This window comes from Yonghaparkia sp. Soil809, assembly GCF_001429705.1.
GTDB lineage: Bacteria > Actinomycetota > Actinomycetes > Actinomycetales > Microbacteriaceae > Microcella.
Map to the genome: position 1 here is coordinate 1,458,526 of NZ_LMSV01000001.1, position 15,154 is coordinate 1,473,679.

The 15,154-nt window shown below is 70.0% G+C and carries 15 protein-coding genes; 10 read left to right on the forward strand and 5 right to left on the reverse strand.

The window, feature by feature from the left end; all coding sequences use genetic code 11:
- Positions 1-115: 115 nt before the first annotated feature.
- The 4 genes from ASG83_RS07085 to sdhC all read right to left on the reverse strand — a co-directional run bounded on the left by ASG83_RS07085 (position 116) and on the right by sdhC (position 3,555).
- Positions 116-871, reverse strand: coding sequence for a succinate dehydrogenase iron-sulfur subunit (locus tag ASG83_RS07085; protein ID WP_055858604.1), 756 nt, complete (start codon positions 869-871; stop codon positions 116-118).
- Complete coding sequence (sdhA, locus tag ASG83_RS07090; protein ID WP_156376761.1) at positions 871-2,655, reverse strand: succinate dehydrogenase flavoprotein subunit; 1,785 nt, start codon at positions 2,653-2,655, stop codon at positions 871-873. Before sdhA ends, ASG83_RS07085 begins: the two co-directional genes overlap by 1 nt.
- Before the next feature lie 64 nt (positions 2,656-2,719).
- Positions 2,720-3,163: a succinate dehydrogenase, hydrophobic membrane anchor protein gene (gene sdhD / locus ASG83_RS07095; protein WP_055858611.1), complete on the reverse strand. Its 444-nt coding sequence runs from the start codon at positions 3,161-3,163 to the stop codon at positions 2,720-2,722.
- 2 nt (positions 3,164-3,165) lie between these two features.
- Complete coding sequence (sdhC, locus tag ASG83_RS07100; RefSeq protein ID WP_255357357.1) at positions 3,166-3,555, reverse strand: succinate dehydrogenase, cytochrome b556 subunit; 390 nt, start codon at positions 3,553-3,555, stop codon at positions 3,166-3,168.
- 204 nt (positions 3,556-3,759) lie between these two features.
- Here sdhC and ASG83_RS07105 point away from each other — a divergent pair, with 204 nt between their 5' ends.
- The 7 genes from ASG83_RS07105 (at position 3,760) to ASG83_RS07135 (ending at position 12,282) form a co-directional block, all read left to right on the forward strand.
- Positions 3,760-4,881 carry a mannose-1-phosphate guanylyltransferase gene (locus ASG83_RS07105; RefSeq protein WP_055858617.1) on the forward strand — a complete coding sequence of 374 codons (1,122 nt, stop codon included), beginning with the start codon at positions 3,760-3,762 and terminating at the stop codon, positions 4,879-4,881.
- A gap of 237 nt (positions 4,882-5,118) precedes the next feature.
- The gene (locus ASG83_RS07110; protein ID WP_055858620.1) at positions 5,119-6,210 is read left to right on the forward strand and encodes a BMP family protein; all 1,092 of its coding nucleotides are present in this window, start codon (positions 5,119-5,121) and stop codon (positions 6,208-6,210) included.
- Positions 6,211-6,459: 249 nt separating this feature from the next.
- Positions 6,460-7,974, forward strand: coding sequence for an ABC transporter ATP-binding protein (locus ASG83_RS07115; protein ID WP_055858623.1), 1,515 nt, complete (start codon positions 6,460-6,462; stop codon positions 7,972-7,974).
- A complete protein-coding gene (locus ASG83_RS07120) occupies positions 7,971-9,239 on the forward strand; it encodes an ABC transporter permease (protein ID WP_082514754.1) in 1,269 nt (422 codons plus the stop codon). Before ASG83_RS07115 ends, ASG83_RS07120 begins: the two co-directional genes overlap by 4 nt.
- The gene (locus ASG83_RS07125) at positions 9,236-10,546 is read left to right on the forward strand and encodes an ABC transporter permease (RefSeq protein ID WP_055858626.1); all 1,311 of its coding nucleotides are present in this window, start codon (positions 9,236-9,238) and stop codon (positions 10,544-10,546) included. Before ASG83_RS07120 ends, ASG83_RS07125 begins: the two co-directional genes overlap by 4 nt.
- An 18-nt stretch (positions 10,547-10,564) precedes the next feature.
- Positions 10,565-10,990 (forward strand): cytidine deaminase, encoded by a 426-nt coding sequence (locus ASG83_RS07130; RefSeq protein ID WP_055858628.1) that lies wholly within the window; start codon positions 10,565-10,567, stop codon positions 10,988-10,990.
- The gene (locus tag ASG83_RS07135) at positions 10,987-12,282 is read left to right on the forward strand and encodes a thymidine phosphorylase (protein ID WP_055858632.1); all 1,296 of its coding nucleotides are present in this window, start codon (positions 10,987-10,989) and stop codon (positions 12,280-12,282) included. Before ASG83_RS07130 ends, ASG83_RS07135 begins: the two co-directional genes overlap by 4 nt.
- Here ASG83_RS07135 and ASG83_RS07140 read toward each other — a convergent pair.
- Positions 12,279-13,226: a nucleoside hydrolase gene (locus tag ASG83_RS07140; protein ID WP_055858635.1), complete on the reverse strand. Its 948-nt coding sequence runs from the start codon at positions 13,224-13,226 to the stop codon at positions 12,279-12,281. The genes ASG83_RS07135 and ASG83_RS07140 overlap by 4 nt on opposite strands.
- 62 nt (positions 13,227-13,288) lie before the next feature.
- On the opposite strand from ASG83_RS07140, the gene ASG83_RS07145 reads away from it, so the two are divergent.
- From ASG83_RS07145 to ASG83_RS07155, 3 genes are read left to right on the forward strand one after another with little or no spacing between them, the layout of a single operon-like run.
- Positions 13,289-14,428: an adenosine deaminase gene (locus ASG83_RS07145; protein WP_055858638.1), complete on the forward strand. Its 1,140-nt coding sequence runs from the start codon at positions 13,289-13,291 to the stop codon at positions 14,426-14,428.
- Positions 14,425-14,877, forward strand: coding sequence for a PTS sugar transporter subunit IIA (locus ASG83_RS07150; RefSeq protein WP_055858642.1), 453 nt, complete (start codon positions 14,425-14,427; stop codon positions 14,875-14,877). The genes ASG83_RS07145 and ASG83_RS07150 overlap by 4 nt, the downstream gene beginning before the upstream one ends.
- On the forward strand, positions 14,874-15,146 hold the full coding sequence (locus ASG83_RS07155; RefSeq protein ID WP_055858645.1) for a PTS sugar transporter subunit IIB: 273 nt from the start codon (positions 14,874-14,876) through the stop codon (positions 15,144-15,146). Before ASG83_RS07150 ends, ASG83_RS07155 begins: the two co-directional genes overlap by 4 nt.
- The last annotated feature ends 8 nt before the right edge of the window (positions 15,147-15,154 follow it).

Consider the following 15,154-nt stretch of genomic DNA (forward strand, 5'->3'; position numbering starts at 1 on the left):
CGCGCTCGGATGTCCAGGCTCGTCGCAGGCTGGGGCAGGACCGGGAACGGGAGAGGGCCCCGGGGGAGCATCCCCGGGGCCCTCGATCGGCGCGTTCGCGACGCGCCGTCCCTCGCTACGGCTTGCCGCGCAGGATCGCCTGCTTGACCTCGGCGATCGCCTTCGTGACCTCGATGCCGCGCGGGCACGCCTCCGAGCAGTTGAAGGTCGTGCGGCAGCGCCACACGCCCTCCTTGTCGTTGAGGATGTCCAGGCGCACCTGGGCGGCGTCGTCGCGGCTGTCGAAGATGAAGCGGTGCGCGTTGACGATCGCGGCGGGGCCGAAGTACTGGCCGTCGGTCCAGAACACGGGGCACGACGACGTGCACGCGGCGCACAGGATGCACTTGGTGGTGTCGTCGAAGCGCGCACGCTGCTCGATCGTCTGCAGGCGCTCCTTCTCGGGCTTCGAGCTCGCGATGAGGAAGGGCTGAACCTGGCGGTACGACTCGAAGAAGGGCTCCATGTCGACGATGAGGTCCTTCTCCAGCGGCAGGCCCTTGATCGCCTCGACGTAGATCGGCTTCGAGATGTCGAGGTCCTTGATCAGCGTCTTGCACGCGAGGCGGTTGCGGCCGTTGATGCGCATCGCGTCCGAGCCGCAGATGCCGTGGGCGCACGAGCGGCGGAACGCGAGGGTGCCGTCCTGGTCCCACTTGATCTTGTGCAGGGCGTCGAGCACGCGGTCGGTCGAGTACATCTCGACGTCGAAGTCCTGCCAGTGCGGCTCGGCGTCCTTCTCGGGGTCGAACCGGCGCACGATGAGGGTGACGGTGAAGGCCTGGACGGCGCCGACCTCCTGCGCGGGGGCCTCGGGGGCGGTCGTGGCCATCAGTACTTCCTCTCCATGGGCTGGTAGTGCGTGATCGTGACGGGCTTCCAATCCATGCGGATGTGGTCCTCCGGGTTCGCCGAGTGCAGGTCGCCCACGAGGTAGGCCATCGTGTGCTGCATGTAGTCGGCGTCGTTGCGGTCGGGGAAGTCGTCGCGCATGTGACCGCCGCGGCTCTCCTTGCGGTTGCGCGCCGAGAACACGACGACCTCGGCGATGTCGAGCAGGAAGCCCAGCTCGATCGCCTCGAGGAGGTCGGTGTTGAAGCGCTTCCCGCGGTCCTGGATGCCGATGTTCTGGTACCGGTCGCGGAGCTCCTGGATGGTCGTGGTCACGCTGCCGAGGCTCTCCTCGGTGCGGAACACCTGCGCGTTCTTGTCCATCTCCTCCTGCAGCGTCTTGCGCAGCGGGGCGAGGCGCTCGGGGCCGTCGGCGACCCGGAGGCGCTCGACCATCTCGCGCACCTCCTTGGCCGGGTCCTCAGGCAGCGGGGCGAAGTCGGCCGAGCTGGCGTACTCGACGGCGTACTTGCCGGCGCGCTTGCCGAAGACGTTGATGTCGAGCAGCGAGTTCGTCCCGAGGCGGTTCGAGCCGTGCACCGAGACGCACGCGCACTCGCCGGCCGCGTAGAGGCCCTTGATGACGGTGTCGTTGTCGGCGAGCACCTCGGCCTTGATGTTGGTCGGGATCCCGCCCATCGCGTAGTGCGCGGTCGGCATGACCGGCACCGGCTCGACCACGGGGTCGACGCCGAGGTAGGTGCGCGCGAACTCGGTGATGTCGGGGAGCTTGGTCTCCAGCACCTCCGCGCCCAGGTGGGTGCAGTCGAGCAGCACGTAGTCCTTGTTCGGGCCGGCGCCGCGGCCTTCGGCGACCTCCTGCACCATGCAGCGGGAGATGATGTCGCGCGGCGCGAGGTCCTTGATCGTGGGCGCGTAGCGCTCCATGAAGCGCTCGCCGCTCGCATTGCGCAGGATGGCGCCCTCTCCGCGGGCGCCCTCGGTGAGGAGGATGCCCAGGCCCGCGAGCCCGGTCGGATGGAACTGGAAGAACTCCATGTCCTCCAGCGGGATGCCCTTGCGCCAGATGATGCCGACGCCGTCGCCCGTGAGGGTGTGGGCGTTGGAGGTGGTCTTGTAGATCTTGCCGAAGCCGCCCGTGGCGAAGACGACGCTCTTGGCGTGGAAGACGTGCAGGTCGCCCGTGGCGAGCTCGTAGGCGACGACGCCGGCGGCGCGTCGCTCGCCGTCGACCTCGCTCAGCAGCAGGTCGAGCACGTAGAACTCGTTGTAGAAGTCGATGCCGAGCTTGACGCAGTTCTGGAAGAGCGTCTGCAGGATCATGTGACCGGTGCGGTCTGCGGCGTAGCACGCCCGGCGCACGGGCGCCTTGCCGTGATCGCGCGTGTGACCGCCGAATCGGCGCTGGTCGATCTTGCCGTCGGGCGTGCGGTTGAAGGGCAGGCCCATGTTCTCGAGGTCGATGATCGCATCGATGGCCTCCTTCGCGAGGATCTCCGCCGCGTCCTGGTCGACGAGGTAGTCGCCGCCCTTGACGGTGTCGAAGGTGTGCCACTCCCAGCTGTCCTCCTCGACGTTCGCGAGGGCGGCGGCCATGCCGCCCTGCGCGGCGCCCGTGTGAGAGCGCGTCGGATAGAGCTTGGAGATGACGGCGGTCTTCGCGTTGGGGCCGGCCTCGATGGCCGCGCGCATGCCGGCGCCGCCGGCGCCGACGATCACGACGTCGAACTGGTGATGGTGGACCGCGGATGCGGTCGGGGTCATGGTGGTCTCAGTGCTCACAGGATGTCTCCGCGATGTCAGGTGTCGAGCGCTCGGATGCCGACGCTCAGAGCGTCGAGCAGAACGAGGCGATGAGCTCGGGGTCCGCGCCGGCCGGGCACGGGTCGAAGGTGTAGATGACGAGCGTGCCGAGGATCAGCAGCACGGCCGTCGAGGAGGCGAGCGCGAAGTGGAGCGCCGAGCGCACCTTCGGCTTCGTCACGTAGTCGTTGACGAGAGTGCGCATGCCGTTCGCGCCGTGGATGAGCGCGAGCCACAGCAGCAGCGTGTCCCAGACCTGCCAGAACGGGTCGCTCAGCTTGCCGGCCACGAACGCGAAGTCGATCTGGCTCACGCCGTCGCCCGCGACGAGGTTGACGAAGAGGTGGCCGAAGATGAGCACGACGAGGACGACCCCCGAGGCGCGCATGTACATCCAGCCCCACTTCTCGAGGTTCATCCCGCTGCGCGTGCGTGCGGCGGAGGAGCGCGGTGCGTCGATGGTCGTCATGCTCAGCCTCCGAACACGTGGATGAGGTGGCGGGGGGCGAAGCCGATCATGAGGACGGCCCAGAGCCCGAGGACTCCCCAGAACAGCGCGCGCTGGTGCCGCGTCCCGACCGACCAGAAGTCGACCAGGATGATCCGGAGCCCGTTGAGGGCGTGGAAGCCGATCGCACCGACGAGCGCCAGCTCGCCGAGACCCATGATGGGCGTCTTGTACGACTCGATGACCACGTTGTAGGCCTCGGGGCTGACGCGCACGAGAGCGGTGTCGAGGATGTGGACGAGAAGGAAGAAGTAGATCGCCACACCGGTGATGCGGTGCAGGACCCAGGACCACATTCCCTCATGGCCGCGGTACAGGGTTCCGGCGATGACGGGTGGTCGGGGGGCGGGCACGGTCAGGGGCGCCGATGAGCTGCTCGCTCCGGCTCCCGCTACCTTCGCTGGCACGAGAAACCCTCCTCAGGGCAAGGACGACGGGCGCAGTGAACTGCGTCCTTGAACTCCGATGAATACCGGTCTCGACTGGTGGCCGCCGATGAATTCCATCCTACGTCGAGATTTCTGAGTGCTTCCGCGCCCCGCGCTAGGGTGACCGGCATGCGCGAACTCGAGGGAGCACTGCCCGACTTCCACGCGATCATCCCCGCCGGCGGCGTCGGCTCGAGGCTCTGGCCCCTCTCCCGCGCGGAGGCTCCGAAGTTCCTCCACGACCTCACCGGCACCGGGCGGACGCTGCTGCGCGAGACGTGGGAGCGCATCCTGCCCCTGACCGGCAGCGACCGCATCATGGTGGTCACCGGACGCGCCCACCGTGCGGCCGTGGAGAAGCAGCTGCCGGAGCTCACGCACGCCAACATGGTGCTCGAGTCCGAGCCGAAGGAGTCGTCCGCGGCGATCGGCCTCGCGGCGGCCATCCTTCATCGCCGCGACCCCGAGGTGATCATCGGCTCCTTCGCCGCCGACCACGTGATCACCGACGCCGAGCGCTTCCGCCGCGCGGTCTCCGAGGCCGTCGCGGTCGCGCGCACCGGCCTCATCACCACCATCGGCATCACGCCGACCGAGCCGTCGATCGGCTTCGGCTACATCCACTGCGGAGCGCCGCTCGAGGTCGAGGGCGCGCCGCACGCCGAGCTCGTCGACCGCTTCGTCGAGAAGCCCGACCTCGACACGGCGACGCAGTACGTGCGCTCGGGCGACTACCTCTGGAACGCGGGCATGTTCATCTCGCGCGCCGATCGACTGCTCGAGGAGCTCGCCCGCACCCAGCCCGAGCTGCACGAGGGCCTGGTCGAGATCGCGGCGGCGTGGGACACGGAGGCGCGCGAGGACGTCGTCGACGCGATCTGGCCGATGCTGTCGAAGATCGCCATCGACTACTCCGTCGCCGAGCCCGCCGCCGAGGCCGGCCGCCTGGCGGTCGTGCGCGGCGACTTCCCGTGGGACGACGTGGGCGACTTCTCCTCCCTCGCCAAGCTCCTCTCCGGCGGCCGCCCCGGCGACCTCGCGATCCTGGGGGAGGGGGCGCGCGTGCTGTCCGACTCCTCCAGCGGCGTCGTGGTGAGCCAGAGCCCGCGCCTGATCTCCCTCATCGGCGTCACCGACATCGTCGTCGTCGACACCCCCGACGCGCTGCTGGTCACCACGCGCGAGCACGCTCAGCGCGTCAAGGCGGTCGTCGACGCCATCAAGTCGGCGGGGCGCAACGACCTCCTCTAGCCGTTCTGAGGGGCGGGGCGGATGCGCCTCGCGCCGCGCATCCGGTGCTCATTCGCGCACGGAGCCGCGCATCCACCGGCGGGAAGCCCGGATTTCCGCGGGATTTCGCCCTCGTCGCAGTTCCGTAACGCTTGCGTCACCGCGGCCGAAAGGCACTGCTGAGCAGTGATCACGGGCGCTAACGTAAAGCGCAACCACCCCAGCGCCCCCGCTGGGCCCTGCTTTCTGGAGGACACAGTGACGTTCACTTCCCGCAAGACCGCCCTCAGCGGTCTCGCCCTCATCGGCGCCAGCGCGCTCGTGCTCGCCGGCTGCGCCGCAGCACCCGAGGAGGAGACCCCGGGCGCCGCGCCCACCGACGAGGCGCCCGACTTCTACCCCTGCATGGTCTCGGACGCGGGCGGCTTCGACGACAAGTCGTTCAACCAGGCCGGCTTCATGGGCCTCGAGGACGCGGCCAACGACCTCGGTGTCGAGTTCAACGCGGTCGAGTCGGCCGACGAGAACGCCTACGGCCCGAACGTCTCGAGCCTGGTCGACGAGGGCTGCGACCTGATCGTCACGGTCGGCTTCCTCCTCGCCGAGGCCACGACCGAGGCGTCGACGGCCAACCCCGACATCAACTTCGCCATCATCGACGAGTTCGTCGAGGGCGAGAACGTCAAGCCGATCCAGTTCAACACCGTCGAGGCGGCGTTCCTCGCCGGCTACGCGGCCGCGAGCTACTCGAAGACCGGCTTCGTCGGCACCTTCGGCGGCATCCAGATCCCGCCGGTCACGATCTTCATGGACGGCTTCGTGCAGGGCGTCGAGTACCACAACGAGGTCAAGGGCACGAACGTCCAGGCCCTCGGCTGGGACTTCGACGGCCAGACCGGCGCCTTCACCGGCGGCTTCGCTCCCGGCACCGAGGCCCTCACGACGGCCCAGGGCCTCATCGACCAGAACGTCGACGTGCTCATGCCCGTCGGCGGTCCGATCTACCAGAGCGCCGCGGAGGCCATCCGCGACTCCGACCGTGAGATCGCCCTCATCGGCGTCGACTCCGACGTCTACGAGACCGACCCCTCGGTCGCCGACCTGCTCCTCACGTCGGTGCTGAAGAACATCGCGGTCGGCGTGTACGACGTCACGACCGGTGCTGCCGAGGGCAACTTCGACAACACGCCGTTCGTCGGCACCCTCGAGAACGGCGGCCTCGGCCTCGCGCCGTTCCACGACTTCGAGTCGAAGGTCAGCGCCGAGCTGGCCGCCGAGCTCGAGGAGGTCACCGCGGGCATCGTCGCCGGTGACATCGAGGTCACGTCGCCGGCATCGCCCGGACAGTAGTCGCAACCGGATCCATCCGGGGGAGGCCAGCGATGCTGGCCTCCCCCGGCCCGTTTCCGGAGGGAATCCGCCAGGACGCCCGCGCGCGACGCCGTGCTCAGATGCGCGCGCATCTGCTCAGATCCCGGCCATGACGCTCCCGTACAGTGGAGCAGTCGGGCCCGCCGCGGTCGCCCTGAACGCGGCATCCTCCGACACCAGCTCACGGACAGCGCCGACTCCACCCGACGGCGCGGGAAGGCGCGGAGCATGAAACTCGAGCTTCGTGGCATCACCAAGCGCTTCGGCGCCCTGGTCGCCAACGACCACATCGACCTCGTGGTCGAGCCCGGCGAGATCCACTGCCTGCTCGGCGAGAACGGTGCGGGGAAGTCCACCCTCATGAACGTGCTCTACGGCCTGTACCAGGCCGACGAGGGTCAGATCCTCCTGGACGACGTCGTCCAGGGCTTCACCGGCCCCGGCGACGCGATGAACGCCGGCATCGGCATGGTGCACCAGCACTTCATGCTCATCCCCGTCTTCACGGTGGCCGAGAACGTCATGCTCGGCAACGAGTCGACGAAGCCCGGCGGCCTCCTCGACCTCGAGGCGGCGCGCGCGAAGGTCGTCGAGATCTCGGCGCGGTTCGGCTTCGACATCGACCCGGACGCCCTCATCGAGGACCTCCCCGTCGGGGTGCAGCAGCGGGTCGAGATCATCAAGGCCCTCTCGCGCAACGCGAACGTGCTCGTCTTCGACGAGCCCACCGCCGTGCTCACGCCGCAGGAGACCGACGAGCTCATGGCCATCATGCGCCAGCTCCGCGACGAGGGCACGTCGATCGTCTTCATCACCCACAAGCTCCGCGAGGTCCGCGAGGTCGCCGACCGCATCACGGTCATCCGCCTCGGGAAGGTCGTCGGCGAGGCCTCGCCCACCGCGACCAACGCCGAGCTCGCCTCCCTCATGGTCGGTCGTGCGGTCGACCTCACCGTCGACAAGGACCCGGCCGCCCCCGGCGACGACGCGCTCGTCGTGCGCGACCTGACGGTCACCGACCACAACGGGCAGCTTCTGGTCGACGGCGTCTCGTTCACGCTGCGCCGCGGCGAGATCCTCGCGATCGCCGGTGTCCAGGGCAACGGGCAGACCGAGCTCACCGAGGCCATCATGGGTCTCCAGCACCGCGTCCACGGCTCGATCGCCCTCGACGGCGAGGAGCTCATCGGCCGCTCCACGCGCGGCGTGCTCGACGCGGGCGTCGGCTTCGTGCCGGAGGACCGCACGGAGGACGGCCTCGTCGGCGAGATGACGATCGCCGAGAACCTCATGCTCGACCGCTCGACCGGTGAGCCGTTCGTGAAGCGGGGCACGCTGCAGCTCGCCGACCTCGCGCGGTTCGCCGCCGAGAAGGTGCGCGAGTTCGACGTGCGCGCGCAGGGCATCACGACGCGCGTGGGCCGCCTGTCGGGCGGCAACCAGCAGAAGGTCGTCCTCGCTCGCGAGCTCAGTCGCGAGCTGCGCCTCTTCATCGCGGCGCAGCCCACCCGTGGGCTCGACGTCGGGTCGATCGAGTTCGTCCACAAGCGCATCGTCGAGACGCGCGACGCCGGGGTTCCCGTCATCGTCGTCTCGACCGAGCTCGACGAGGTCGTCGCGCTCGCCGACCGCATCGCGGTCATGTACCGCGGGCGCATCGTCGGCATCGTGCCGGGCGATACCCCCCGCAGCGTCCTCGGACTGATGATGGCCGGCGAGACGCCGGCGGAGGTGGCCGCATGAGCACGACGACCAGCCCCGCGACCCCGGCGAGCGCGCCCGAGACGCCCGCCGCACCGCGGTCCAACCAGATCATGAAGGAGATCCTCGGCGGCTCCGCCGCGATCTCCGTCCTCGCCGTGGTGCTCGCGCTCATCGCGGGCGGGATCCTCGTGATCCTGACCGATGAGCGGGTCGCCGAGACCTCCGGGTACTTCTTCTCCCGCCCCTCCGACACCCTCGGCGCCGCCTGGCAGGCGGTGAGCGGCGCGTACACCGCGCTCTTCCGCGGCTCGATCTTCAACTACGAGACCGATCGCGGGTTCGCGATCGCCATCCGCCCGCTGCTGGAGACCCTCACCTTCGCTACCCCGCTCATCGCGGCGGGTCTGGGCGTCGCGCTCGCGTTCCGCGTCGGCCTGTTCAACATCGGCGGCCGCGGCCAGATGCTCATCGCGGCGGCGGCGGCCGGCTACGTCGGCGCATACGTGCCGCTCCCGCCGGTCATCCACCTCGTGGTCGCGCTCATCGTCGGCATCATCGGCGGCGCCCTCTGGGGCGGCATCGTCGGTCTCCTGAAGGCCCGCACCGGCGCGCACGAGGTGATCGTGACGATCATGCTCAACTACATCGCGTTCTACCTCGTGTCCTTCCTGCTGCGCACCCCGGGCGCGCTCCAGGCGCCCGGCCAGAACAACCCGAAGTCGGGCCCCATGCTCGAGTCGGCGCAGTACCCGAGCCTGCTGGGCCCGCAGTACAACCTCGACATCGGCTTCATCCTCGTGATCGTCGCGACGATCTACGTCTGGTACCTGCTCAACCGCTCGGCGATGGGATTCCAGTTCCGCGCCGTCGGCGAGAACCCGCACGCCGCGCAGGTCGCGGGCATCAACGTCAAGAGCGTCTACGTGAAGGTGATGCTCATCGCGGGCGCCCTCGTCGGTCTCGCGGGGGTGCAGCAGGTGCTCGGCAACTTCACCGGCGGATTCGCGGCCGGGCTCGACGCCGGCATCGGGTTCGATGCGATCACCGTCGCGCTCCTCGGGCGCTCGAAGCCGTGGGGCGTGTTCTTCGCGGGCATCCTGTTCGGGGCGCTCAAAGCGGGCTCGTTCACGATGCAGAGCGCCGAGGGCATCCCCGTCGACATCGTGCTCGTCGTGCAGAGCTTCATCGTGCTCTTCATCGCCGCGCCGCCGCTCGTCCGGGCCATCTTCCGACTGCCGACGCCCGACGGCAGCTTCCAGTGGCGCAAGCCCGTGATCGCCCGCAAGGCGGAGGTGTCGAAGTGACCGCTGCACCCGCGACCACCGCGTCCGCGGCGACGACGCCCGGTGGGGCATCCCCCATCGTCGTGAGGAGCTGGAAGGCGCCCATCGCCTTCGCGATCTTCACCGTCATCGCGATCCTGCTGTTCTTCATCGTCGGTCGCCCCGACCTCGACGGCGGCAACCCGACGACGATCTACCGGCTCTCGGAGGCGCGGGACGCCATCCAGCTGCCGCCGCTCACGCTCGGCCTCGCCGAGACCACGATCGTCGTCGTGATCCTCATGGTCGCCGCGACGATCGGCGCCTTCCTGCTCGCGCGGGCGGCGGTCCGGGTCCCGCTGTGGCTCACGACGATCTTCGCCGTGCTCTTCCTCGTCGGGTTCCTCACCTGGGCGGCCGCCGGAGCGACCGTGCCGATGATCGGCCTCCTCGCCGGAGCGCTGACCGTGAGCACCCCGCTCATCTTCGGCTCGCTCGGCGGCGTGATCTCCGAGCGCGTGGGCGTCGTCAACATCGCGATCGAGGGCCAGCTGCTCGGCGGCGCCTTCATGGCCGCGATGCTCGGCACGCTCACGGGCAGCCCCTACGTCGGGCTCCTCGGCGCGATGGTCGCCGGCGCGCTCGTCTCCTTCGTGCTCGCCGCGTTCGCGATCAAGTACTTCGTCGACCAGGTCATCGTCGGCGTCGTGCTCAACGTCCTCGTGCTGGGCCTCACGAGCTTCCTGTACTCGACCGTCATGGTGCCGAACGCCGAGACGTTCAACTCGCCCGAGAAGTTCGAGCGCATCGCCATCCCACTGCTGAGCGAGATCCCCGTCCTCGGGCCGATCCTGTTCCGCCAGACGGTCATCGTCTACCTGATGTACCTCGCGATCTTCCTCGTCTGGTTCGGACTCTTCAAGACGCGCTGGGGCCTGCGCCTCCGCTCCGTCGGCGAGCACCCGACCGCGGCCGACACGGTCGGCATCAACGTGCGGGCGACGCGATTCTGGAACGTCCTGCTCGCCGGCGCCATCGTCGGCGGCGGCGGCGCGTTCTTCACGCTCGCCGCGGTCGGCTCGTTCGGCAAGGACATGACCAACGGCGCCGGCTTCATCGCGCTCGCCGCGGTGATCTTCGGCCGCTGGGACCCGATCCGCGCGACCCTCGCCGCCCTGCTCTTCGGCTTCGCCACGAACCTGCAGTCGACCCTGTCGATCGTGGGCTCGCCCGTGCCGAGCGAGTTCATGCTCATGCTCCCGTACGTCGTGACGATCGTCGCGGTCGCCGGCTTCGTCGGCGTCTCGCGGCCCCCCGCCGCGTCCGGCAAGCCGTACATGAAGGCCTGAGCAGGAGAGAGCCAGAACATGACCGCATCGCCCGCGCCCGCGGCCGACGCCTTCGACTGGGACGCGCTCCGCGCCGTCGCGCTCGAGGCGATGGCCAAGGCCTACGTGCCGTACTCGAAGTTCCCCGTCGGCGTCGCCGCGATCGTCGATGACGGTCGCGTCATCTCCGGCTGCAACGTCGAGAACGCGTCCTACGGCCTCACGCTGTGCGCCGAGTGCACGCTCGTCTCCACGCTCCACATGACCGGCGGCGGCAAGCTCGTCGCGTTCACGTGCGTCGACGGGAACGGCGGAGCCCTCATGCCCTGCGGCCGCTGCCGCCAGCTGCTGTTCGAGCACTCGGCCGAGGGCATGCTGCTCGAGACCGTGTCGGGCATCAAGACCATCGATGAGGTGCTGCCCGACGCGTTCGGCCCGCGCACCCTGGAGGAGTTCCGCTCATGAGCATCGAGCCGTTCGACGTCGTCGACCTGATCCGCACCAAGCGGGACAAGGGCGCCCTCACCACCGAGCAGATCCGGTGGATGATCGACGCCTACACGCGCGGCTACGTCGCCGACGAGCAGATGTCGGCCATGACCATGGCCATCTTCCTCAACGGCATGACGCGCGAGGAGGTGCGCGACATGACCCTCGCGATGGTCGCCACGGGCACGCGCCTCGACTTCTCCGGGCTCTCGAAGAAGACCACCGACAAGCACTCGACCGGTGGGGTCGGCGACAAGATCACGCTGCCGCTCGCGCCGCTCGTCGCCTCGTTCGGCGTCGCGGTACCGCAGCTCAGCGGTCGCGGGCTGGGTCACACGGGGGGAACGCTCGACAAGCTCGAGAGCATCCCGGGCTGGCGCGCGAACGTCACCGTCGACGAGATGATGGCGCAGCTCGAGAGCGCGGGCGCCGTCGTGTGCGCTGCCGGCTCGGGCCTCGCGCCCGCCGACGGCAAGCTCTACGCCCTGCGCGACATCACGGGCACCGTCGAGTGCATCCCGCTCATCGCCTCGTCGATCATGTCGAAGAAGATCGCGGAGGGCACGGCCGCGCTCGTGCTCGATGTGAAGTTCGGCTCCGGCGCCTTCCTGAAGGACATCGAGCAGTCGCGCGAGCTGGCGAAGGTCATGGTGCGACTGGGCGAGGATGCCGGGGTCGCCACCCGTGCGGTGCTCACCAACATGAACGTGCCGCTGGGCCTCGCGATCGGCAACGCCAACGAGGTGCGCGAGTCGGTCGAGGTGCTCGCGGGAGGCGGTCCTGCCGACGTCGTCGAGCTCACCGTCACGCTCGCCCGCCACATGCTCGAGCTCGCCGGCATCACCGACGCCGACGTCGAGGGCGCCCTGCAGACGGGTCAGGCGATGGACACCTGGAACGCGATGATCCGCGCGCAGGGCGGCGACCCCGAGGCGCCCATGGCCGAGGCGGCCGAGCACCACGTCGTCACCGCCGACCGCGACGGCGTGCTCGTCGAGCAGCATGCGCTGCCCTTCGGCATCGCTGCCTGGCGACTCGGCGCGGGCCGCGCGCGCAAGGAGGACCCGGTCGACCACGCCGCGGGCATCGACCTGCACGCGAAGCCCGGCGACGCCGTCACGAAGGGCCAGCCGCTGTTCACGATGCACACCAACGACGCCGCGCGCTTCGACCGCGCGCTCGAGGCGCTCGAGGGCGGCTACCGCATCGGCGACGCGGGCGACGAGGTCGTCACGGGCGGGCCGCTCGTCGCGGGGGTCGTCGACTAGAGGTCGACCGCGCCGATGCGCTCGAGCGCGTCCACCACGAGCCCCCAGAACCGCTCGTTGTCGAGGTTCATCGCGACGGACGTGCTGCAGTCGGCGGGGGCGGGCGCGCGCAGGTCGGCCACGGTCATGCCGACCGTGAGCGCGCCGGTGAGCTCGACGTCGAGCGGCGCCCGAACCGTCTCCATGATCGTCGGGTCGATGACGTACGCGACGGCGCAGGGGTCGTGCACCGGCGGGTGGTCGAACCCCTGGGCGTCCTTGTAGGTGTGCCCGAAGAACTCCAGCAGCTCCCCGACGAACCGCGCGGGCCCGGTGCCGACGGCGGCGATGCGCGCGGCGACCTCGGGCGTCGCGAGCGCCTGGTGGGTGGCGTCGAGCCCGACCATGACGAGCGGCCACGGCTCGTTGAACACGATGTGCGCGGCCTCGGGGTCGATGACGATGTTGAACTCGCTCACCGCGCTCCAGTTCCCGACGTGGACGCCCCCGCCCATGAGCACGACCTGCTTGACGCGCTCCGCGATCCGAGGCTCCGTGCGCACCGCGAGGGCGATGTTCGTGAGGGCGCCGGTCGGCACGAGCGTCACCGTCCCGGGCTCGTGAGCCATGACGGTGTCGATGATGAGGTCGACGGCGTGCCGGGCATCCAGCTCGATCGCCGGCTCCGGCAGCACGGGGCCGTCGAGCCCCGATTCGCCGTGGATGCTCGGGGCCGTCTCGATGGCGCGCACGAGCGGGCGGTGCGCGCCCTTCGCGAACGGCACCTCGGTGATGCCGGCGACGCGCGCCACGGCGAGCGCGTTGCGCGTGACCTTCTCGATCGTCTGATTGCCCATGACGGTCGTGACCGCGAGCAGCTCGATCTCGGGCGAGCCGTGGGCGAGCAGCATCGCCACAGCATCGTCGTGGCCGGGGTCGCAGTCGAGGATGATCTTCTCGGGCATGAGCCGAGCCTATGGCCCGTCGAGCGGGTCACGACACGGTAACGAACCGGTAGGTTTGAGGCATGACGACGGCGACGACCACGACCCTCATGCCCGGCACCGACACGGTGCTCGAGGCCCTGCCGAAGGTGTCGCTGCACGATCACCTCGACGGCGGTCTGCGCCCGCAGACGATCATCGAGCTGGCCGTCGAGGCGGGCGTCGAGCTGCCCACGACCGACGCCGCAGAGCTCGCCGCGTGGTTCGCCGAGAAGAGCAACTCCGGCTCGCTCGTGGAGTACCTGAGGACCTTCGACATCACCACGGCCGTCATGCAGTCGCGCGAGGGCCTCGAGCGCGTCGCTCGCGAGGCCGTGCTCGACCTCGCGGCGGACGGCGTCGTGTGGGGCGAGATCCGCTGGGCCCCCGAGCAGCACCTGACGCGCGGGCTGAGCCTCGACGAGACGGTGGAGGCGGTTCAGGCGGGCCTCGATGCGGGCGTCGCGGAGGCGCGCTCGCTCGGCCGCCGCATCCGCGTCGGACAGCTCGTGAGCGCCATGCGTCACGCCGACCGCGGCCTCGAGATCGCCGAGCTCGCCGTGCGCCACCGCGACCGCGGGGTCGTCGGATTCGACATCGCCGGCGCCGAGGCGGGCTTCCCGCCCAGCCGGATGCGCGAGGCGTTCGACCACCTCGCGGCGAGCTTCTTCCCGGCGACGGTGCACGCCGGCGAGGCCGACGGGCTCGAGTCGATCCGCGGCGCCCTCCTCGACGGCCGCGCGCTGCGCCTCGGCCACGGCGTGCGCCTCGCGGAGGACATCGAGATCACCACCGAGGGCGAGTCGACCTTCGCCCGTCTCGGCACGCTCGCCGAGTGGGTGAAGGACCGCGGGATCGCCCTCGAGACGAGCCCGAGCTCGAACCTGCAGACCGGCGCGATCGCGCAGTGGGGCGACGAGCTCGTCGACCACCCGCTCGACCTCTTCTACCAGCTGGGCTTCCGCGTCACCGTCAACACCGACAACCGCCTCATGAGCGGCACGACCCTCAGCCGCGAGCTCGCGCTCGTCACCGAGGCGTTCGGCTACGGCCTCGACGACGTCCTCGCCTTCCAGCTCAACGCCGCCGAGGCCGCGTTCCTGCCGGTGGAGGACAGGGTCGAGCTCGCGGAGATGATCGTCGAGGGCTTCGAGGCCGCACTGGCGGGTGAGCACGCAGGATGACGCTTCCTCCGCTCGCCGACCGCGCCATCGTGCTGCGCGCCCGCGCCGCCGACTGGCGCGAGGCCGTGCGCATCGCCGGTGACGCCCTCGTCGACAGCGGCTGCGCGACGAGCGAGTACACCGACGCGATGATCCGCATGGTCGAGGACCACGGTCCCTACATCGTCATCGCGCCCGGCCTCGCGCTGGCCCACGCGCGCCCCGGCGCCGCCGTGCGGTGCGACGGGCTGTCGGTCGTCACGCTCGCCGAGCCGGTCGAGTTCGGCCACGCCCACAACGACCCGGTGCGGGTCGTCATCGGCCTCGCCGGTGTGGCGCCGGATGCCCACCTCGCGGCGGTCGCGGCCCTCGCGAACGCCTTCAACGACTCCGCCGCGATCGCCGCGGTCGCGGATGCCCCCACCCGCGACGCCGTGCGGGCCATCCTCCAGCGGTCGGAGCGCGCGTGAAGATCGTGACGATCTGCGGCGCCGGCATCGGCTCGAGCGGGATCCTCAAGGTCAACGCCGAGCGCGTGCTGCAGCGCCTGGGCCTGGAGGCGACCGTCGTGGCGGCCGACATCGCGTCGGTGGCGCGCGTGGCCGCCGACGCGCAGGTGATCCTCACGAGCGCCGAGTTCGTCGAGGCGATCGGCCCGACCCGCGCCGATGTCGTCGTGATCGAGAACTACTTCGACACCGAGGAGCTGACCTGCAAGCTCGAGGTCGCGATCGGCTGAGGTCGCGC